Annotated in this window: 16 protein-coding genes and 3 pseudogenes; 7 read left to right on the top strand and 12 right to left on the bottom strand. The window is 58.5% G+C overall.

Annotated features, from left to right (window positions below; genetic code table 11):
- Nucleotides 1–41 precede the first annotated feature (41 nt).
- From LPQ25_RS25500 to rhaB, 7 genes and pseudogenes are all read right to left on the bottom strand, one after another.
- A complete protein-coding gene (locus LPQ25_RS25500; RefSeq protein WP_002882873.1) occupies nt 42–1,046 on the bottom strand; it encodes an ABC transporter permease in 1,005 nt (334 codons plus the stop codon).
- Nucleotides 1,043–2,050 carry an ABC transporter permease gene (locus tag LPQ25_RS25495; protein WP_004220853.1) on the bottom strand — a complete coding sequence of 336 codons (1,008 nt, stop codon included), beginning with the start codon at nt 2,048–2,050 and terminating at the stop codon, nt 1,043–1,045. The genes LPQ25_RS25500 and LPQ25_RS25495 overlap by 4 nt, the downstream gene beginning before the upstream one ends.
- Nucleotides 2,047–3,557, bottom strand: a pseudogene (locus LPQ25_RS25490) (sugar ABC transporter ATP-binding protein). The gene LPQ25_RS25495 and the pseudogene LPQ25_RS25490 overlap by 4 nt, the downstream one beginning before the upstream one ends.
- Before the next feature lie 143 nt (nt 3,558–3,700).
- Nucleotides 3,701–4,687: a rhamnose ABC transporter substrate-binding protein gene (gene rhaS / locus LPQ25_RS25485; RefSeq protein ID WP_012737100.1), complete on the bottom strand. Its 987-nt coding sequence runs from the start codon at nt 4,685–4,687 to the stop codon at nt 3,701–3,703.
- Between the two features lie 81 nt (nt 4,688–4,768).
- Nucleotides 4,769–5,599 (bottom strand): rhamnulose-1-phosphate aldolase, encoded by an 831-nt coding sequence (gene rhaD / locus LPQ25_RS25480; protein ID WP_012737101.1) that lies wholly within the window; start codon nt 5,597–5,599, stop codon nt 4,769–4,771.
- 149 nt (nt 5,600–5,748) lie between these two features.
- Entirely contained in the window at nt 5,749–7,008 is a 1,260-nt protein-coding gene (gene rhaA / locus LPQ25_RS25475) for an L-rhamnose isomerase (RefSeq protein WP_004150375.1), read from the bottom strand.
- The gene (gene rhaB, locus LPQ25_RS25470; protein ID WP_002882885.1) at nt 7,005–8,471 is read right to left on the bottom strand and encodes a rhamnulokinase; all 1,467 of its coding nucleotides are present in this window, start codon (nt 8,469–8,471) and stop codon (nt 7,005–7,007) included. The genes rhaA and rhaB overlap by 4 nt, the downstream gene beginning before the upstream one ends.
- Before the next feature lie 310 nt (nt 8,472–8,781).
- Between rhaB and rhaS (LPQ25_RS25465) the strand changes: the two genes are divergently transcribed.
- Both rhaS (LPQ25_RS25465) and rhaR read left to right on the top strand, forming a co-directional pair.
- Nucleotides 8,782–9,618, top strand: a complete 837-nt coding sequence (gene rhaS / locus LPQ25_RS25465) for an HTH-type transcriptional activator RhaS (protein ID WP_002882888.1) — start codon at nt 8,782–8,784, stop codon at nt 9,616–9,618.
- 73 nt (nt 9,619–9,691) lie between these two features.
- Nucleotides 9,692–10,537 carry an HTH-type transcriptional activator RhaR gene (gene rhaR, locus LPQ25_RS25460; RefSeq protein ID WP_002882891.1) on the top strand — a complete coding sequence of 282 codons (846 nt, stop codon included), beginning with the start codon at nt 9,692–9,694 and terminating at the stop codon, nt 10,535–10,537.
- A gap of 32 nt (nt 10,538–10,569) precedes the next feature.
- Here rhaR and rhaT read toward each other — a convergent pair.
- A pseudogene (gene rhaT, locus LPQ25_RS25455) lies at nt 10,570–11,585 on the bottom strand (L-rhamnose/proton symporter RhaT).
- Between the two features lie 307 nt (nt 11,586–11,892).
- Between rhaT and sodA the strand changes: the two are divergent.
- Together sodA and yiiM are read left to right on the top strand one after the other, a co-directional pair.
- Nucleotides 11,893–12,513: a superoxide dismutase [Mn] gene (gene sodA, locus LPQ25_RS25450; protein WP_002882894.1), complete on the top strand. Its 621-nt coding sequence runs from the start codon at nt 11,893–11,895 to the stop codon at nt 12,511–12,513.
- A 72-nt stretch (nt 12,514–12,585) separates the two neighbouring features.
- Nucleotides 12,586–13,254 (top strand): annotated as a pseudogene (gene yiiM / locus LPQ25_RS25445) (6-hydroxyaminopurine reductase); the annotation flags it as partial.
- 70 nt (nt 13,255–13,324) lie between these two features.
- On the opposite strand, the gene cpxA reads toward yiiM, so the two are convergent.
- A complete protein-coding gene (cpxA, locus tag LPQ25_RS25440; RefSeq protein WP_002882898.1) occupies nt 13,325–14,698 on the bottom strand; it encodes an envelope stress sensor histidine kinase CpxA in 1,374 nt (457 codons plus the stop codon).
- The gene (gene cpxR, locus LPQ25_RS25435) at nt 14,695–15,393 is read right to left on the bottom strand and encodes an envelope stress response regulator transcription factor CpxR (protein ID WP_002882901.1); all 699 of its coding nucleotides are present in this window, start codon (nt 15,391–15,393) and stop codon (nt 14,695–14,697) included. The genes cpxA and cpxR overlap by 4 nt, the downstream gene beginning before the upstream one ends.
- 149 nt (nt 15,394–15,542) lie before the next feature.
- Between cpxR and cpxP the strand changes: the two genes are divergently transcribed.
- From cpxP to pfkA, 3 genes are all read left to right on the top strand, one after another.
- On the top strand, nt 15,543–16,046 hold the full coding sequence (gene cpxP, locus LPQ25_RS25430) for a cell-envelope stress modulator CpxP (RefSeq protein ID WP_002882903.1): 504 nt from the start codon (nt 15,543–15,545) through the stop codon (nt 16,044–16,046).
- Nucleotides 16,047–16,204: 158 nt separating this feature from the next.
- A complete protein-coding gene (gene fieF, locus LPQ25_RS25425) occupies nt 16,205–17,107 on the top strand; it encodes a CDF family cation-efflux transporter FieF (RefSeq protein ID WP_002882907.1) in 903 nt (300 codons plus the stop codon).
- Nucleotides 17,108–17,303: 196 nt separating this feature from the next.
- Nucleotides 17,304–18,266, top strand: coding sequence for a 6-phosphofructokinase (pfkA, locus tag LPQ25_RS25420; RefSeq protein ID WP_002882911.1), 963 nt, complete (start codon nt 17,304–17,306; stop codon nt 18,264–18,266).
- A 61-nt stretch (nt 18,267–18,327) separates the two neighbouring features.
- Here pfkA and rraA read toward each other — a convergent pair whose 3' ends face one another.
- Nucleotides 18,328–18,813 (bottom strand): ribonuclease E activity regulator RraA, encoded by a 486-nt coding sequence (rraA, locus tag LPQ25_RS25415; protein ID WP_002882913.1) that lies wholly within the window; start codon nt 18,811–18,813, stop codon nt 18,328–18,330.
- Nucleotides 18,814–18,905: 92 nt separating this feature from the next.
- Nucleotides 18,906–19,826 carry a 1,4-dihydroxy-2-naphthoate polyprenyltransferase gene (menA, locus tag LPQ25_RS25410; RefSeq protein ID WP_009309732.1) on the bottom strand — a complete coding sequence of 307 codons (921 nt, stop codon included), beginning with the start codon at nt 19,824–19,826 and terminating at the stop codon, nt 18,906–18,908.
- Nucleotides 19,827–19,892: the final 66 nt, after the last annotated feature.

Here is a 19,892-nt window from a genome sequence, read left to right as displayed (position 1 = left end):
CGACCTTCTCCCGCAGGGAGGGGGCCAGGGTGAGGGGGAAATTAACATCGTCTTCGCTGCATCATCCGCCGGGTAATAATCGGCAGGGAGATCACCACGATCAGCATGGCGCCGATAATCACCGACATCACGATGCCGGGGACGTTCAGCAGGCTCAGGCCGAAGGTCACCAGCCCCATCAGAAAGGCGGCGATGATCACCCCGGGCATGCTGCCGGAGCCGCCGAGAATATTGACGCCGCCGAGCACCGCCATGGTGACAACCGCCAGCTCCCAGCCCATCGCCAGGGTGGGGCGGGTACTGCCGAGCCGTGAGGTCAGCAGGACCGCCGCCAGCCCGGCCATCAGCCCAACCAGCGCGAACAGCACCAGGTTATGACGCTTAACGTTGATCCCAGAGAACCAGGCGCCGGTCGGGTTATTGCCGATGGCGTAGGTCCGGCGACCAAAGTTGGTTTTATGCAGCAGGAAGGTGAAGGCGGCCGCGAGGAGGATAAACAGCGCAAACTCAAAAGAGAGCGCCCCCCACACGTACCCCTGGCCGAACCAGGCAAAGCTCTCCGGATAGTGATTGAGTGCCTGATCGCCCAGCAGGATATAGGTGATGCCGCGATACAGGCTCATGGTGCCGATGGTGATCACAATGGACGACAGGTTAAAGCGGGTCACCAGCAAGCCGTTGAACAGGCCGCACAGCAGACCTACGCCCAGGCCGATGACCACCAGCAGCGGAGTGTCCATCCCCGCTGCCGCGCAGAAGCCCATCACCGTTGAGCTGAGCGCCATCGTCGAGGCTACCGACAGATCGATTTCCCGGGCGATAATCAGCATCGCCATCGGCAGGACGACGATCGCCTTCTCGGTAAAGGTAAAGGTGGCGTCCGACAGGTTCCAGATATTGAGGAAGTACGGGGAAGCCACGGCGTTGCCGATAAATACCGCCAGGGTGACCGCCAGTAAAAACCCTTCCCAGCACAGCAGGCGGCGCAGCGGCGACGGCGCGGCCGGGGCGTTTTTCATCTCTTCAGATACCATCATTTTGCTCATGATTTCACCGCCTGTTTCTGTCGGGCTAACGCCGCGTTGCGCAGGATTAACCGCCCGTGACCGCGATTGCCGCGCTCGTTGAGCAGCACCGCCATGACGATCACCGCCCCGGAAATCGCCATCTGCCAGAAGGGCGAGATGCCGATCACTGGCAGGGCGTTATTAATGACCCCGAGGAACAGCGCGCCGCACAGGCAGCCCAGCACCCGTCCGCTTCCGCCCATGGTGCTGATACCGCCGATCACGCAGGCGGCGACCACCTGGAGTTCAAAACCGTTGGCGACGTCGACATAGGCGACGGCGAAGCGCGAGATCCACAGATAGCCGCAGAAGCCGGCCAGCGCGCCGGAGAGACAGAAGCTGACGAACTGCATTTTTCCGGCGTTAATGCCGGTGTAGTATGCCGCCGTCGCGTTGCCGCCCGCGGTGTATAAGGCCCGGCCGGTGCGGCTGTAGCGCAGGAAATAACCCACCAGCAGCAGCGCGGCGATGGCGCACCAGCTCAGTAGCGGCAGCCCAAGGAGGGGGCTGCGCGGCAGACTGAGAAAATCAGCACTCATCTGATGTGAGTTAACCCAGCCGCCGTCAGTCAGCAGGAAGATAATGCCGCGATAAATGCTCATGGTGCCCAGGGTCACCACAATGGCGGGAATGCCGAGGCGCCAGACCAGCAGGCCGTTAATTACTCCCATCAGCAGGCCCAGCAGAGTCGCCAGCGCCAGCAGCGCCACCACCGGAATACCCGGATAGTGGGCGTTAAGCAGGGCGACGATCATCCCGGTCAGCGCCAGGTTGGCAGCCATCGACAGATCAATGCCTTTGGTGAGCAACACCATCATCTGGCCGAGGGCGAGGATGATAAGGATGGCGGTATCGTTAAACATCTCCACCAGATTGCCCGGTGAAACGAACGACGGCGCCCGGCTGCCGATGGCGCCGATCATCAAAATGATGACCACCGCCAGCAGCGCTTCGCGATGTTTCAGCCATGCGTGTCCCATCATGCCGCCTCCTGGCCGATGCCGCTGGCGGCGCTAACGATGGTTTCCGCCGTCGCTTCCCCGGCCCGGTACTCGGCGACCATCAGCCCTTCGTGCATTACGATAATCCGGTCGGCCATGCCCATCACTTCCGGCAGCTCTGACGACACCATAATCACCGCCAGCCCCTGGCTGACCAACTCGGACATAAACTGATGCACGGCGGCCTTTGAGCCGATATCGATGCCTTTGGTCGGCTCATCGAGAATGATCACCTCGGGCTGGGTCGCCAGCCATTTGCCAATCACCACTTTCTGCTGGTTGCCGCCGGAGAGGGTCTCCACCGGCTGCCGCCAGCTGAAGGCTTTTACCTGCAGGCGCGAGGCGTACTCGTCGGCCAGCCGCCATTCCCGGGCGTCGTTCAGGACGCCGTTAGGGTTGAGCTTGCTGAGCTGCGGTAAACTGATGTTCTGGGCGATAGGCAGGGCGATGATCGCTCCCTGTTTCTGCCGCTCTTCCGGCACGCAGACGATGCCCGCGCGGATGGCGTCGGCGGGCTGGTGAAAGCGCATGGTTCTGCCGTTCAGGCGGATCTCGCCGGAGGAGGGGCGCGAGACACCGGAGAGCGCCTGCATCAGCTCGGTGCGTCCGGCGCCCACCAGGCCGTAAAAGCCGAGAATTTCTCCCTTGCGCAGGCGGAAGCTGATATGGGCAAACTCGGTAGGATGACAGAGATCGGTCACCTCCAGCACCGTTTCTCCGGGTGTGCAGTCGACTTTCGGGTAGGTTTGGCTGATCGCCCGGCCCACCATCATCGACACCATCCGCTCTTCGGTGATGTCGCTTATCGCCCCGGAGCTGACGTACACCCCATCGCGCAGGATGGTGTAATAATCGGCCAGCTCGAAGATTTCATCGAACTTATGCGAGATAAACAGGATCGCTTTGCCGTCCTGCTTCAGACGCTCAACGATGTGATAAAACTCGAGGATTTCATGCTGGGAAAGCGCGGCGGTCGGCTCATCGAGGATCACCACCTGGGCGTCGAAAGCCAGCGCCCGGGCAATCGCCACCATGTGACGCTGGGCGATGCTGAGGGTTTTCAGCGTGGCTCGCGGGTCGATCTGGACTTCCAGCCGGGTGAGGATCTCGTTGGCTCTGCGGTGCATCGCCGGCCAGTCGAGCGTTTTGAGCAGTCCCTTATACAGATACTGGCCGACGAAAATGTTTTCGCTGACCGAGAGTTCGTCAAACAGCACGGTTTCCTGGTGAATGGCGGTGATCCCTACCTTATGCGCCGACTCCGGCGTTGGCAGATGAATGGGGATCGCTTTATAGAGGATCTCGCCCTCTTCGGGCTGATAAATACCGGTCATCACTTTGACCAGCGTGGATTTCCCCGCGCCGTTTTCGCCAATTAAGGCGGTCACTTTGCCGGGCCAGAGATCAAGCTGCACGTTCTCAAGGGCGCGCACACCGGGAAAAATCTTGGTGATCCCTTCAGCGACAGCAGTGGCGTTGATGCTGACATGATAGTTCTCCACAAAAATCACCCCTCACCCTAACCCTCCCCACAGGGGCGAGGGAACGGTCCGGCGTCCGCTGGCCGCATCGCGCAGAGGGCCAGCCGTTCCCCTCTCCCTCCGGGAGAGGGCCGGGGTGAGGGAACAAGGATTAGAAAATTTTCGAGAACTTATCGATGTTGTTCGCATCGTAGACAAACGGCTTGGCCATCGCGCCATTCCCCTCGGCGTCCAGCTTCACTTTGCCCAGCTTGCCCATACTGGCTTCGGTTTTGGTCGCCGTGCCTTTGACTAAATCGTCGGCCAGATAGGTGGCGGCGTAACCCAGGTCAATCGGGTTCCAGATGGCGAAGCTTTTGCTGGCGCCGGACTTGATCGCGCCGGCCATTTCCGACGGCAGCCCCAGCCCGGTGACATACACTTTGCCGATTTTGCCCTGGTCCTTCACCGCCTGCGCGGCGGCAACAATCCCCACCGACGACGGCGAGACAATGACTTTCAGGTCCGGATATGATTTCAGCAGACCCACCGCTTCGCGGTAGCTTTTATCCGACAGATCGTCACCGTAGGCGACGGTGACCAGCTGCACCGACGGATACTGCGGTAGCACCTTTTTCATCTCCTCAATCCAGATGTTCTGGTTCGTGGAGGTTGGGGTGGCGCTTAACACGGCCACCTCGCCTTTCTCAACGTTCAGCGCCTGCAGCGCATCGGCGGCAAGCTTGACGTTGGTTTCGCCAATTAAGGCGTTATTTGAGGGGTTAAGATGGATCTGACGGCCTGCCGGCGCCACGCCGGAGTCCCATGAGACCACCTTGATGCCGCGCTGCATCGCTTTTTTCAGCACCGGCACCACCGCGTCCGGATCGTTGGCGGAAATGGCGATCGCATCCACCCCCTGGGCGATCAACCCGTTCAGCACGTCGATCTGCGCCTCGGCGGTGGTAGTGGTCGGGCCGGTGTAGATCACTTTGACATCACCTAACTCCTTGGCTGCCTGTTGGGCGCCAACGTTGGCGGCTTCGAAGAAGCCATTTCCCAGCGATTTCGCCACAAGGGCGATTTTAACTTCGGCTAAGGCGGAACCGGACAACGCCAGGGCGGCAACGGTGAGGATCAAGCTTGTCTTTGTTTTCATTGCTTTTACTCCACATGAGTTAGTTTTGTAGGGTTTGCAGGTGATATTTCGCCCCGTCTCGGTGAGCGGGGCGCGATGTTGTTATGGATAAAGATCTAAAGCGGACTGCAGCGGCTGCACGTTGAAGCGTTTGCCAAGGGCGATAAGCTCGTCGCGGGTGATGGTCTGCTTCATCCCGCCCATCGACAAGACTTTCACCAGCACTTCGGCGGACTTCTCGGCGGTATCGATCAGGCCGAAGGTCTCATCCAGCGTGGGGCCGCTGCCGAAGACGCCGTGGAACGGCCACAGCACAAGCGAGTGTTTTTGCATGGTTTCGGCGGTTGCCTGGCCGATTTCATCGGTGCCCGGCACCATCCACGGCAGAATGCCGACGCCATCCGGGAAGACCACCAGACATTCGGTGCTACCTTCCCACAGCTTACGGGTGAAAAGATCGCTGTGGTTCTCCAGAACATAGGTCAGGGCGATCAGGTTGGTGGCATGGCAGTGCATGATCACCCGGTCTTTGCCGCCGGTCAGTTTGATGCGCTCGCTGTGCGACAGGAAGTGTGCCGGCAGCTCGGAGGTCGGGACGGCATCCTCCGTCAGGCCCCACAGGATATGGTATCCCGCGCCGTCGCTGTCGACCTTCACCATGCCGAGGTTAGCGGCCGGGTCGAGCTGGACGTTACGGAAGAATTTGCCGGAGCCGGTGACGATAAACGGCTGGTTGGCCAGGGTTGGCATCGGCTGGCTGAGGGCGATATAGCGCGGTTGGGCGTGGAAATCCGCCGCGTAAGGTTCGATATCCGCTTCATCCAGACGCAGCGTCAGGTTGCCGCCGTTGCGTTCGTCCCAGCCTTTCAGCCAGGCGTCGGAGGTGGCTTTGATCATGCCCTGGACGAACCAGGCGTCGATAATGGTCTGCATAGTCTTGTCTTTCCTGTTGATTCGGTGCGGGGTTGACCCCCTCACCCTAAATATGTGCGTGCCCCCGGATTGCGCCGTAAACGGCTTATCCGGGCTACCGGTTCGTAGCCCGGGTAAGGCGTCAGCCGCGACCCGGGGAAGCTCGTGCATTACCCGCGCTGGCTCAGAACCGCATTCTCATAAGCCCGTACGCTGTCCAGCCACTGGCTGCCCGCCGGCGTGTCGTGACGCTGACAGTACATCTCCCAGATGGCCTGCCACGGCAGCGATTTCTGCTCTTCGAGCAGCGCCAGGCGGGCGGTGTAATCGCCATCGTTCTCCAGCTGGCGCAGCTGGGCGGTCGGTTCCAGCAGGGCGCGCAGCAGCGCTTTTTTCATATTGCGGGTGCCAATCACCCAGGCCGCGATGCGGTTGATGGAGGCATCGAAGAAGTCGAGGCCGATGTGCACGCGGTCAAACAGGTTATGGCGAATGATTTCGCTGGCGATGGCCTGGGTTTCATCATCCAGCAGCACCACGTGGTCGCTGTCCCAGCGCACCGGGCGGCTGACGTGCAGCAGCAGGCGCGGGATGTAGAGCATGGCGGCGGAGATCTTGTCGGAGATCACTTCCGTCGGATGGAAGTGGCCGGCATCGAGGCACAGCGCCGTCTGACGGCTGGTGGCGTAACCCATATAGAACTCGTTGGAGCCGACGGTGTAGCTTTCGGCGCCGATGCCGAACAGCTTGCTCTCCACGGCGTCGATATGGTGCGCCGGGTCGAGCTTCTCGCTGATCACCTCATCCAGGGCGTTCAGCAGCCGCTGGCGCGGGGCGAAGCGGTCAACGGTAATATCCTTCATGCCGTCCGGCACCCAGATATTCATCACCGACGGCGTGCCCAGCTGTTCGCCAAAATAAGCGGATACGCGGCGGCTGGCTTTGCAGTGGTCGATCCAGAACTGGCGGATCTCATCGTTGGCGTGCGACAGGGTAAAGCCGTCGGCGCTCAGCGGATGCGAGAAGCAGGAGGGGTTGAAATCCAGCCCCAGTTTGTTGGCTTTCGCCCACGTAACCCAGTTTTTAAAGTGCTCCGGCTTAATCTCATTGCGGGCTACCGGCGCGTCGGATTCCAGGTAAATAGCGTGCAGATTGAGACGCTTTGGCCCCGGGATCAGGCTCAGCGCCTGCTCAAGGTCGGCGCGGAGTTCTTCTGCATTGCGCGCTTTGCCCGGGTAGTTGCCGGTCGCCTGGATGCCACCGGTCAGGCTTCCCGCCGGGTTTTCGAAACCGGCGACGTCGTCACCCTGCCAGCAGTGCATGGAGACGGGCAGACGGTCCAGCTGGCGCAGGGCCTCCTCGACATCCACGCCGACGGCGGCGTAGCGCTGCTTAGCAATTTCCCAGGCTTGTTCAAGTTGAGTGGTCATGCGCAAAGCTCCTTGGTCTGTTGTGGCTGAAACTGCGCCACGAAACGGGCAATTTCACTATCAGGATTGGGGGTAAAAGTGGTGAGCGCCGCGTTGCCGCGCACTACCTGACGAAACTCATCGACATTGGCCAGCTCGTCGAGGGTCATTAACTGGATGCCGATATTGCCGAGGGTGGAGGCCTCTATCGGGCCGGCCACGACGGCGATCCCGCAGGCGTCAGCGCACAGCTGGTTGAGCAGCGTGTTCTGACAGCCGCCGCCGACGATATGCAGCTGGCTGAAGGGGTGGCCGCGCAGCGCCGCCAGCTCGTTAAGCACCCGGGCGTAGAGCAGCGCCAGGCTGTCGAAAATGCAGCGCGCCAGTTCGGCATCGCTTTCAGGAACCGGCTGCCCGGCGTCGCGACAGGCGGCCTGGATCTCGGCGCTCATACTGGCCGGGTTGATAAAGCGGTCATCGTTGCAGTCAATTATGAAGCGGCACGCCGGTAGCGCGGCGGTGCGGGCGATCAGCCCCTGCAGATCGCTGACGTTTTGCTCTTTTAGCACCCGCTGCAGCAGCCACAGGCCCATGATATTTTTCAGCACCCGATAGCGGCCTTCGGCTCCGCCTTCGTTGGTGATATTGGCCTGCAGCGCCGCGTCGCAGGTGTACGGCGTCAGGCTTTCAAACCCCATCAGCGACCAGGTGCCGGAGGAGAGATAGGCGGCATGGCGGTCGGCCAGCGGGGAGGCGATCACCGCGCTGGCGGTGTCGTGGCTGGCGACAGCGACTACCGGAATTCGGTTACCCTGCGGGCAGATCCAGTGGCCTATCACATTGCCGGGGTGGGTCGGCTTTCCGAACCACGCCAACGGCGCGCCGGTCCAGTTCAGCAACGTCTCATCCCAGCTATCGCTGTTAATGTTGACCAGCTGGGTGGTGGTGGCGTTGGTATATTCCCAGTTCAGATTGCCGGTCAGGCGGAAGCTGAAATAGTCGGGGATCAGCAGGGCATGGGCAGCCTGACTGACCAGCTCCGGCTGCTGCTCCACCAGCGCGCGCAGCTGATAAAGCGTGTTAAACGGCAAAAACTGAATGCCGCTGCGGCGATAGATTTCCGCCCGGCCCAGCTGCGCTTCAGCGTGACGCAGCAGGCCCTGGGTGCGGTCGTCACGATAGGAAATCGGCAGCCCGACGCGCTGGCCCTGCTTATCCAGCAGGACATAATCTACCCCCCAGGTATCGATGCCGATACTGTCTATCAGAATGCCCTGCTCACACACTTTCTCCAGCCCGCGGCGGATCTCGCCTTCCAGGCTATCTACATCCCAGCAGTCGAAGCCGTCTACTTTCTGCAGACTATTGGTGAAGCGATGAATTTCGCGCAGCGTCAGGGCGCGCGGCCCGGGCTGATAGCTGGCGAGCATCACCCGCCCGCTGGAGGCGCCTAAATCGACAGCGACACAATGACGAATACTCATGAAACGATCCTTCTTAAAATCATTGTCCGCAGTCTAAAAAAGGCCGTTTACTGACACCTTCTCGCTACGGACAGCCAAAACTGGCCGCTGGCAAGAAAGCAAAGGTGACCGTGAGGGACATCACAGTTTGCGGTTTTAGGGGATGGCGAGGGGGATGTGATGGCCTCCGCAGTTCCGCATCTTTCCGGCTGATTCTTGAAAAAGCGGCAGGATTTACGAATTTCGCGGTCAAAAATTGAAGGCCGGATAGCCAACCCTTCATTACTATCAGCCGGTGACTGATAATTTTTCTCATTACGAGGGTGGCATCATGACCATATTGCACAGTACGGATTTCTTTAAGGCCGGGATCTCGACGGTGGCTATTGAACCCCGCCTCCCTCAGTCGGCCTTTCCGGAACATCACCATGATTTCCATGAAATAGTTATCGTGGAGCAGGGATCGGGTATTCACGTCTTCAATGGCCAGCCCTACACCATTGGCGGCGGTTCGGTCTGTTTTATCCGCGATCACGACCGCCATCTTTACGAGCACACGGATAATCTGTGTCTGACCAATGTGCTCTATCGCGCGCCGGATGCGTTTCGCTTTCTCGCCGGGGTCAGTCAACTATTGCCCCAGGAACAGGAAGGAAACTACCCCTCGCACTGGCGGGTGAATCAAACCGTCCTGCAACAGGTGCGGCATATCGTGGCGCAGATCGAGGCCGTGGGGAGCGATACGGATACTCATGCCGTCGCCAGCCGTGAGATCCTGTTTATGCAGCTGCTGGTGCTGTTACGTAAAAGCAGCCTTGCGGAAGAGGCCACCAACAACGATGCGCGGCTGAATCAGCTGTTGGCCTGGCTCGAAGACCATTTTGCGCAGGAGATCTGCTGGGAGGAGGTGGCGGCGCAGTTTTCGCTGTCGCTGCGTACGCTGCACCGCCAGCTGAAGCAGCAGACCGGTCTGACGCCACAGCGCTATCTTAATCGGGTGCGCCTGATGAAAGCCCGCCATCTGCTGCGCCACAGCGATGAAAGCGTGACTGATATCGCTTATCGCTGCGGCTTCGGCGACAGTAACCACTTTTCGACGCTTTTTCGCCGGGAGTTCGACTGGTCGCCGCGCGATATCCGTCAGGGGCGCGACGCCATTCTTCAGTAACGCGAGAAGAGTCAACGTATTGCAGACTAAAAACGCGAATAATGCGCCGTTATCCGCGTTTGGAGTGTGAGCCGTGGCCGGTCTGATTTTACGTAAAGAGGAGTTTTTCCCTTCCGCCACACAGGCAGTGGCGGTGGCAGACCGCTACCCGCAAAATGTCTTTGCCGAACATACCCATGAGTTCTGCGAGCTGGTGCTGGTGTGGCGAGGCAACGGGCTGCACGTCCTTAACGATCGTCCCTGGCGCATTACCCGCGGCGATCTGTTCTACATTCGCGCCGAAGATAAACACTCCTATGCTTCCGTTAACGATCTGGTTCTGCAGAACATCATCTATTGCCCGGAGCGGCTGCAGCTCAATTTTGACTGGGCCGGGGCGATCCCTGGCCTCTTCGGCACGCCGTGGAAGCCCCACTGGCGCATGGGCAGCACAGGTATGGCGCAGGCGCGCCAGGTGATTAGCCAGCTTGAGCATGAGTGCGCCCGGCGCGACGCGCAGGGAAATGCGATGGCCGAACTGCTTTTTGCCCAGCTGGCGCTGACGTTGCAGCGCCATCGCTACGCGACGGATGATCCCGCGGCGACGCAGCGCGAAGCGCTGCTGGACAAACTGCTGGCCGCGCTGGCGGCCAGCCTTAGCCGCCCCTTTGTTCTGGAGCGTTTCTGCGAGCAGGAGGGCGGCAGCGAGCGGGCGCTTCGCCAGCAGTTTCGCCAGCAAACCGGGATGACCATCAATCACTATTTACGCCAGCTGCGGATCTGCCATGCGCAGTATCTGCTGCAGCATACCGAGCGCTTAATCGGCGATATCGCCATGCAGTGCGGCTTTGAGGACAGTAACTACTTTTCGGTGGTTTTTAGCCGGGAAATCGGCATGTCACCGGGGCAATGGCGGCAGCGCAGTCGCGCCGCCGCCTGAAGAGCGTCGTTGTCAGGCAGATGATCCGGTGATTAACTGGCCATTCCCAGACCGACGATATTGGCGGCGATGATAATCACCACGCAGCCGAGGCTCAGTACGCTCACCGGACGACGGCCGGCGTTGTTCCACTCCTTCAGCACCAGACCCACCACACCGCCGCACAGCACGTAGAAACTCATGTGCAGCATCCAGCTCATATAATCATACTGCGCCGGAATGCTGGCGTGGCCCCAGGCATAGAAGAAGAACTGGAGATACCACATCAGACCGCCGAGGGCGGAGAGCAGAAGGTTGCTGATGATAAGCGGTTTGGCCAGCGAGAAATCGGCTTTGACTGACAGGTTCTTCACTTTCGCCAGACGAATAAAGCAGAAGCCAAGGTTAACCAGCGCCCCGCCGCCCATAATCACCACGTAGCTTGGCAGCGCTGCGTACAGCGGGTCGACGTCGAGCGCCGCGGCGGCATCATGCATCGGTTTGGCGGCGTTCATCGCGAACGACATCCCTGCGGAGAAGATACCGCACATTACCGCCAGCAGAAGCCCTTTCTTCAGATTGAACTCTTCGGCTTTGATGCCCATTTTGCGCTCTTTCAGCTGGCCTGCGCGGGTGACGATGCCGACGCCAATCACCGCCACCAGCACGCCGAGCAGCGTCATTTGACCGCCCTGGGTGTGCATCAGCACTGCAAACTGACCGTTAATAATCGGCGTCATCAGCGTGCCGACAATCAGCGTGATGCCAATGGCGATGCCAATCCCCATCGACATGCCAAGATAGCGCATGGTCAGGCCATAGTTGATATTACCAATGCCCCACATGGCGCCGAACAGAAAGACCGGCAGCAGCGTGGAGGCGCTAAAAGAGCGGTAGTAGGCCCAGAAGTCGGGTAACAGCGTGGCGCTGATGGCCCAGGGCAGAATCAGCCAGGAGACGATCCCCCGACCGACCACATGGTTTCCCACGACCAGTGTTTTACTTTCTTGAACGGGGCATAGAAACAGGCGGCACTGGCGGCCCCTATCAAATGCCAAAAAATACCCATCGTAATCGCGTGGTTCATTGATTTTATCCTCATCTTTTTTTATCGGAGACGGCGGCTTCCGATGGGATGAGTGTAAAAATTGGCCGCTTTGGCCGCCTTCAGGACGTTGCCACAGGATGGCGAACCCTGGCAACCATGGGCTTAATTAGTTGTTCTACATCACAAAACGACGGGTATTTCTTCTGGTTATATCCATATGAAAAATACGGCATTGATAAGCATTTTCAATACCATTTAATTAACTATAATGGACAAACTGCTTACGCGGCGTTAACACTTGAGCCGCTCGACAATAATGGAGATGATTATGAGCTATACCCTGCCATCCCTGCCTTACGCTTACGATGCTCTGGAACCGCACTTCGACAAGCAGACGATGGAGATCCATCACACTAAACACCACCAGACCTACGTGAACAATGCCAACGCCGCGCTGGAAAGCCTGCCGGAGTTCGCTAACCTGTCCGCTGAAGAGCTGATTACCAAGCTGGATCAGCTGCCGGCTGACAAAAAAACCGTACTGCGTAACAACGCCGGCGGCCACGCGAACCACAGCCTGTTCTGGAAAGGCCTGAAAACCGGTACCACCCTGCAGGGCGACCTGAAAGCGGCTATCGAGCGCGATTTCGGTTCCGTGGAGAACTTCAAAGCGGAATTCGAAAAAGCCGCTGCTACCCGTTTCGGCTCCGGCTGGGCGTGGCTGGTCCTGAAAGGTGACAAACTGGCCGTTGTCTCCACCGCCAACCAGGATTCCCCGCTGATGGGCGAAGCCATTTCCGGCGCTTCCGGCTTCCCGATTATCGGCCTGGACGTCTGGGAACACGCTTACTACCTGAAATTCCAGAACCGCCGCCCGGACTACATCAAAGCCTTCTGGGACGTAGTGAACTGGGACGAAGCTGCAGCGCGTTTTGCCGCCAAAAAATAAGGTTGCATTGCGCTAAAAGAGAAGCGAGTCTGATGACTCGCTTTTTTTATATCTGTAGCAAGGAGAGCAGCCATGCATTATCCGGTGAATGTCTTTGTCGGCAAAATCAGGGACTACGCGGGCAGTCGCCCCAGCGCGATCGACAAAATCCAGGTCGACGGAGAATTGCAGCTCGGCGATCTCGGTCTCGATGGGGACCAGCAGGCGGAGAAGAAAATCCACGGCGGGCCGGACCGCGCGCTGTGTCATTATCCGCGCGAACACTATGCCGACTGGATCCGTGACTTCCCCCAGCAGGCCGAGCGGTTCTGCGCGCCGGCGTTCGGCGAAAACCTCTCCACCACCGGGCTTACCGAGCAAAACGTTTATATCGGCGATATCTTTCGCTGGGGCGAGGCGCTGATCCAGGTCACCCAGCCGCGATCGCCGTGCTTCAAGCTCAACTTTCATTTTGCGATCAATGATATGGCGCAGCTGATGCAAAACAGCGGAAAAACCGGCTGGCTGTACCGGGTGATTGCCGGAGGGCAAGTTTCCAGCGATGCGCCGCTCGAGCTGGTTTCCCGGCTGAGTGATGTCAGCGTTCATGAGGCCGGGGCGATTGCCTGGCAGATGCCGTTTGATGATGATCAGTACCACCGCTTATTGTCGGCAGCGGGCCTGTCTGTTAGCTGGAGCCGAACGATGCAGAAACGGCGTTTAAGCGGCAAGATAGAGGATAGTTCGCGGAGATTATGGGGAAATAATCCCCATATTAAGTATTCCCGGGATGCTCCCGGCGCAGCGCCGCACAGCGCAGGCCGGGTCGGCGTCAGGTTCGTTTATACAGCGGCAGCCAGATTGTTAAACGCAGACCACCCAGCGGGCTGTCGTCGGCCTTCACCCAGCCGCGGTGCTGCTGAATAGCGGTTTCGACAATCGCCAGCCCCAGGCCGGTGCCGCCGGACTCGCGGTCGCGCGCCTCGTCGGTCCGGTAGAATGGCCGGAAAATCTGTTCGCGATCCTCCGGGCTGACTCCCGGGCCGTCGTCATCGACGTTAACCGTAATCCCGTCTTTATCCACCGAGAAGCTGACGGAAATTTTCGTATGCGAGTAGCGCAGGGCGTTGCGCACGATATTCTCCAGCGCGCTTTCCAGCGCATTGGGGTTACCGTACAGCGGCCATGGGCCCGGCGGATACTCAACGGTGAAAGATTTCCCCATCTGCTCAGCTTCAAACGCCGCATTGTCCAACACTTCGTTCCATAGCTGATTGGCTTTCACCGTCTCGCTGACCAGGGCGTTTTTCGCCTGATTGCGCGACATCACCAGCAGGTCGTTGATCATGCTGTCCAGCCGGTGCGCTTCAGTTTCGATACGCTCCAGCTCCTTGCTCTCTCCGCTGCGGCGACGCAGCAGGGCGGTACCTAATTGCAGGCGCGTAAGCGGCGTGCGCAGCTCGTGCGAGATATCGGACAGCAGCCGCTGCTGGCTGGTCATCATCCGCTCCAGGGCCGTCACCATCTGGTTAAAACTGGCGCCAGCGGCTAAAAACTCCTGCGGCCCGGCTTCCAGCTCCGGATGCTGGCGCAGGTTGCCCTGGGCGACTTCATCGGCGGCATTTTTCAGCTTACGCGCCGGTTTCGCCAGGCTCCACGCCAGCCACAGCAGCAGCGGGGCGCTGACCAGCATCGTGACGATCAGCAGCAGCAGCGGCCGGTCAAACAGCAGGTTAATAAAGTCGGATTGTGAGGTGCTGGCGGGACGAATCAGATAGAGCTGATAGTTATCCTCCCCGTCCCGGACGGAAAACGGGCCCACCATTTCCAGGCGGCCATAGCGTTTTTTCTGCGGATGATCGGCGTTATCGGCCTGGCCGATAAAGTTACGAATGATCTGCATTTCGTTGCGTTCTGCGCCGATCACGCGGCCTTCGCTGGTCACCAGCAGCAGGCGTTGTCCCGGAGGCGCCCATTTATCGATGGCGCGAAACAAACGACGCCACCACATCAGGTCGTTTGGCGGATCGTTGGCCAGCTCGGCCTCGACGTGCTGCTCGATCATGATGCCCTGACGCTGCTCGCTTTCCAGCAGCTCGGTCATCTGCCGGGAATCCAGTTTGGGCAACATCAGCACCAGCATCAACACCAGCGCCAGCGTGAGCCAGAAGATGGCGAAGATGCGTGCAGTCAAACTTCCAATCATGAAGCGGAAACCATCAGATACCCGCGGCCACGCAGCGTTTTAAACCACGGATGGCCATCTTTGCGCTCCGGCAGCTTACGCCGCAGGTTGGAAATATGCATATCGATGGCGCGGTCGAACGGCGTCAGGCGCTTGCCTAACACTTCCTGGCTTAAATGCTCACGGGAGACTACCTGACCGAGATGCTGCGCTAACAGATAGAGCAGGGTGAACTCGGTGCCGGTGAGCTCCAGCGTCTGGCCATCGAAATTGGCTTCCTGACGGCCCGGATTGAGGCTTAAGGCATCCACTTCCAGGGTTGGTGAGCCGGCTTCGGTCGTCTGCTGCTGCTCGCTCCAGTGGGAACGGCGCAGAATCGCGCGTATACGGGCCACCAGCTCGCGATCGTTGAATGGCTTAGGCAAATAGTCATCCGCGCCCAGCTCGAGGCCGAGAACGCGATCCAGCTCGCTTCCGCGCGCTGTTAGCATGATAACCGGAGTCTGGTGTGTCTGACGCAGCTCTTTCAGCGTATCAATACCGTTTTTCTTCGGCATCATCACGTCGAGCAGCAATAAATCAACGCTGTCGTCCAGAAGGGCCAGCGCCTGTTCCCCATCATGGGCCACCAGCACGTTAAAACCTTCCATATCGAGCAGCTCTTTTAACAGGGAGGTGAGCTCCCGGTCATCATCAACTAACAGGATTTTATTCATTGTTTAAATACCTCCGAGGCAGAAATTACGTCATCAAGGCCCGCTAATCCATGACTTTACGTTGTTTTACACCCCCTGACGCATGTTTGCAGCCTGAATCGTAGACTGTCTCTCGTTGAATCGCGACACAAACGTTTTGGGAGTATGTGATGCGCAATGTTATCGCTGCCGTCATGGCCTCAACGCTGGCGCTAAGTGCATATAGCCAGGCCGCTGAAGTCGTTACCAGCGTTAACTGGCTCCCCGGAGACGACGGGGGACAGCGCGGTAGCCAAAGCCATATGTTTGACGGCATAAGTTTAACCGAGCAGCAACGTCAGCAGTTACGGGATCTTATGCAACGGGCACGCCACGACAGGCTCCCCGTTAATGTTAGCGAAATGGAGACAATGCATCGCCTTGTCACCGCAGAAAATTTTGATGAAAACGCTGTGCGCGCTCAGGCAGAAAAGATGGCGCAGGAACAGGTTGCCCGCCAGGTCGAGATGGCTAAGGTTCGCAACCAGATGTACCACCTGCTTACGCCAGAGCAGCAAGCGGTTTTAAATGCTAAGCACCAGCAGCGTATGGATCAGTTGCGTGAGGTTGCAAGGATGCAGAAAGGCTCAGCGATGATGCTTTCAAGTAGTAGCAACACCCTGCAACCCCAGTAACAAACCCTGTTTTCCTTGCCATAGACACCATCCCTGTCTTCCCCCACATGATGTGGGGGTTTTTTTTGCCCTTTTTACGGTAAATCAACTCCTTCGCCTATCCCGTGAGCGTCACAAGTTCGGGTTATACTAAGCGCATTGCAGGAGAAGGAGCCTATATGAATCAATCTTATGGCCGGTTGGTCAGTCGCGCCGCTATCGCCGCGACGGCTATGGCCTCCGCGTTACTTTTGATCAAAATTTTTGCGTGGTGGTATACCGGTTCTGTCAGTATTCTGGCTGCGCTGGTGGATTCGCTGGTGGACATTGCCGCCTCGCTGACCAACCTGCTGGTGGTTCGCTATTCGCTACAGCCTGCTGATGAAGAACATACCTTTGGTCATGGCAAAGCGGAGTCGCTGGCGGCGCTGGCGCAAAGCATGTTTATCTCCGGCTCGGCGCTGTTCCTGTTTCTCACCGGCATTCAGCACCTGGTGCGTCCGGAGCCGCTGCAGGCCGCCGGCGTCGGGGTCGTCGTCACATTGATCGCCCTCGTTAGTACGCTGGCGCTGGTGACTTTCCAGCGCTGGGTGGTGCGAAAAACCCAGAGCCAGGCGGTGCGGGCGGATATGCTTCATTATCAGTCTGATGTTATGATGAACGGCGCCATTCTGGTGGCGCTGGGCCTATCCTGGTACGGCTGGCATCGCGCCGACGCGTTGTTTGCCCTGGGGATTGGCATCTATATTTTATATAGCGCGCTGCGGATGGGCTATGAGGCGGTTCAGTCACTACTCGACCGCGCCTTGCCTGACGAGGAGCGTCAGGACATTATCACCATCGTGACCGCATGGCCCGGCATCCGCGGGGCGCACGATCTACGAACGCGGCAGTCAGGGCCGACCCGCTTTATTCAGATTCATTTGGAAATGGAAGATAACCTCCCGCTGGTGCAAGCCCACGTGATTGCAGACCAGGTGGAGCAGGCGATTCTGCGCCGTTTCCCGGGGTCCGATGTCATTATCCATCAGGATCCCAGCTCTGTGGTGCCAGCGGCGCAGCAGGGCTTTTTTGAGCGTTAGGTTATAGTCTGTAAACTCGATGTAAAAATGTGGGGCAGATCGGCATTTTTTGTATAAATTACCGCCGTTTGGTCTGACCTGAATCAATTCAGCTTGAGGCGTTTGATATACTATTGTCATTAGCGTCGTGCACTCCTGGTGAGGGAGCGCTTCAGGCAACAGAATTATTTTTTGCTTCCTAAGTTCAGAGGTAGTCATGATTAAGAAAATCGGTGTGTTGACAAGTGGCGGTGATGCGCCGGGCATGAACGCAGCAATTCGTGGCGTTGTGCGCGCGGCATTAACGGAAGGTCTGGAAGTTTTTGGAATCTATGACGGTTACCTCGGATTGTATGAAGACCGTATGGTTCAGCTCGACCGTTACAGCGTTTCCGACATGATCAACCGCGGCGGTACCTTCCTGGGCTCCGCTCGCTTCCCGGAATTCCGCGAAGAACACATCCGCGCTGTGGCTATCGAAAACATGAAGAAGCGCGGCCTGGACGCGCTGGTGGTTATCGGCGGTGACGGTTCCTATATGGGGGCGATGCGCCTGACCGAGATGGGCTTCCCATGCATCGGCCTGCCGGGCACCATCGACAACGATATCAAAGGCACTGACTACACCATCGGCTTCTTTACTGCCCTGAGCACCGTGGTGGAAGCGATTGACCGTTTGCGCGACACCTCCTCTTCGCACCAGCGTATCTCCGTGGTGGAAGTGATGGGCCGTTACTGTGGCGACCTGACCCTGGCGGCGGCGATTGCCGGCGGCTGTGAGTTCATCATGGTGCCTGAAGTGGAATATACCCGTGACGATCTGGTGGCAGAAATCAAAGCCGGTATCGCGAAAGGGAAAAAACACGCTATCGTGGCCATCACCGAGCACATGTGCGACGTTGACGAGCTGGCAAGCTACATCGAGAAAGAGACTGGCCGTGAAACTCGCGCCACCGTCCTCGGCCACATTCAGCGCGGCGGTTCCCCGGTTCCTTACGACCGCATCCTGGCTTCCCGCATGGGCGCCTATGCGATTGAGCTGCTGCTGCAGGGCCATGGCGGCCGTTGCGTCGGCATCCAGAACGAGAAGCTGGTGCACCACGACATCATCGATGCCATCGAGAACATGAAGCGTCCGTTCAAGAACGACTGGCTGGATTGCGCGAAGAAACTGTACTAAGTTACGCGCCGGATAAACAAAAGGCCTTCTCATGGAGAAGGCCTTTTTTATGGCGGAAGGTTTATTCGATATCCAGCGGGTCTTCCGACAGGATCATCCCGGTGTTATCGGCATACAGATGGTCGCCGGAGAAGAAAGTCACCCCGCCGAAATTGACGCGCACGTCGCTTTCGCCGATGCCTTCGCCAGCCGCGCCGACCGGAATAGCCGCCAGCGCCTGAATACCAATGTCCAGTTCCTCAAGGTCGTCAACCTGGCGCACCGCGCCATAGACCACCAACCCTTCCCATTCATTCTGGACGGCCAGACGCGCCAGGTCTGCGTCAATTAACGCGCGTCGTACTGAGCCGCCGCCGTCGATCAGGAGAATATGACCACGGCCATTCTGCTCGAGCAGATCGTAGAGCAACCCGTTATCCTCGAAACATTTAACCGTAATGATCTGTCCACCAAACGACGACCGTCCTCCAAAGTTAGAGAACAGCGGTTCCACGACGTTGACATCTTCCTGGTAGATGTCACAAAGCTCGGAAGTATCGTATTTCATAGGCTTAACGTTCAGTTGCTGCGAGAGTTTTTAGTATATCCCGCGAATCGCATTGTTGGCAAAATCATCAATTGTTAATTGATATTTGTCAGTTAAGCCATCAGCTTACTGGCAATAATTCCGATAACAAACAGCAGGTTGGTCAGTAAGGCCCCTTTGACCGTCTTTTCGAGCATTGGCCGCATCGCCAGCGGATCGGATTCGCGCAGGACGTAGCGCGCCTGTTTCACCAGCAGCGGCGTGGCGAGAATAAACAGCCAGCCCCAGGCTGAATGCAGCGTCAGCAGGTTAAACAGCGCCAGACACAGCAGGGCGCCGAGCAGCAGGCAGGCATGATAGCGGCGGGCATTGACCGGGCCCAGGCGCACGGCGAGGGTGTTCTTCCCGTTCTGCCGGTCGCTGTCGATATCGCGCAGATTATTGATGTTCAGCACGGCGGTCGCCAGCAGACCGCAGGCTGTCGCCGGCAGAAAAATGGCCGCTTCCACATTATGGGCTTGCAGATACCAGCTGCCGAGGACGCTCAGCCAGCCGAAGAAAACGAGTACTGAGATATCACCCAGACCAATATATCCATACGGACGGGTGCCCACCGTGTAGGTGATGGCGGCCACGATAGACAGGCCTCCCAGGGCGAGGAAGCCGATGAAATCGCCGACGCTCTGCCAGGCGGCGCACAGCAGCGCCAGACCAAACAGGCAGATGAGTACGACGGTGACGATCAGAGCGCGCTTCATCTGCTGGGGGGTAATCACCCCTTTCTGCATCCCGCGCAGCGGCCCGATGCGATCCGGTTTATCGCTCCCCTTAACCGCGTCGCCGTAGTCATTGGCGAGGTTGGAAAGAATTTGCAGCAAGCCGGCGGTGATCAGCGCCAGCAGGGCAACCCAGGGATCAAAATGGCCCTGCTCCCAGGCAAGGACGGTGCCAACAATAATCGCGGCAAATGCCAGCGGTAACGTTTTAGGACGCAGGCTTTCCAGCCACGCCTGTGAACGGCTGATATCAGTCATAGTTATTTTAGCCAATAAAAATGGGGGCGATAGCCCCCATCAACAGTGATGAAAATGCATTGCACC

The sequence above is a fragment of the Klebsiella sp. KPN54798 genome, assembly GCF_021184225.1.
Taxonomy (GTDB): domain Bacteria; phylum Pseudomonadota; class Gammaproteobacteria; order Enterobacterales; family Enterobacteriaceae; genus Klebsiella; species Klebsiella pneumoniae.
This window is presented reverse-complemented; position numbering and strand designations above follow the sequence as displayed.

Excerpts from the sequence above, each read along its gene's own strand:
- fieF (WP_002882907.1), top strand. The coding sequence starts at position 16,205 with ATGAATCAATCTTATGGCCGGTTGGTCAGTCGCGCCGCTATCGCCGCG.
- LPQ25_RS25500 (WP_002882873.1), bottom strand. The coding sequence starts at position 1,046 with ATGAGCAAAATGATGGTATCTGAAGAGATGAAAAACGCCCCGGCCGCG.
- rhaS (WP_012737100.1), bottom strand. The coding sequence starts at position 4,687 with ATGAAAACAAAGACAAGCTTGATCCTCACCGTTGCCGCCCTGGCGTTG.
- rraA (WP_002882913.1), bottom strand. The coding sequence starts at position 18,813 with ATGAAATACGATACTTCCGAGCTTTGTGACATCTACCAGGAAGATGTC.
- rhaA (WP_004150375.1), bottom strand. The coding sequence starts at position 7,008 with ATGACCACTCAACTTGAACAAGCCTGGGAAATTGCTAAGCAGCGCTAC.
- rhaD (WP_012737101.1), bottom strand. The coding sequence starts at position 5,599 with ATGCAGACCATTATCGACGCCTGGTTCGTCCAGGGCATGATCAAAGCC.
- cpxA (WP_002882898.1), bottom strand. The coding sequence starts at position 14,698 with ATGATTGGAAGTTTGACTGCACGCATCTTCGCCATCTTCTGGCTCACG.
- LPQ25_RS25495 (WP_004220853.1), bottom strand. The coding sequence starts at position 2,050 with ATGATGGGACACGCATGGCTGAAACATCGCGAAGCGCTGCTGGCGGTG.
- menA (WP_009309732.1), bottom strand. The coding sequence starts at position 19,826 with ATGACTGATATCAGCCGTTCACAGGCGTGGCTGGAAAGCCTGCGTCCT.
- sodA (WP_002882894.1), top strand. The coding sequence starts at position 11,893 with ATGAGCTATACCCTGCCATCCCTGCCTTACGCTTACGATGCTCTGGAA.
- pfkA (WP_002882911.1), top strand. The coding sequence starts at position 17,304 with ATGATTAAGAAAATCGGTGTGTTGACAAGTGGCGGTGATGCGCCGGGC.
- cpxR (WP_002882901.1), bottom strand. The coding sequence starts at position 15,393 with ATGAATAAAATCCTGTTAGTTGATGATGACCGGGAGCTCACCTCCCTG.
- rhaB (WP_002882885.1), bottom strand. The coding sequence starts at position 8,471 with ATGAGTATTCGTCATTGTGTCGCTGTCGATTTAGGCGCCTCCAGCGGG.
- cpxP (WP_002882903.1), top strand. The coding sequence starts at position 15,543 with ATGCGCAATGTTATCGCTGCCGTCATGGCCTCAACGCTGGCGCTAAGT.
- rhaS (WP_002882888.1), top strand. The coding sequence starts at position 8,782 with ATGACCATATTGCACAGTACGGATTTCTTTAAGGCCGGGATCTCGACG.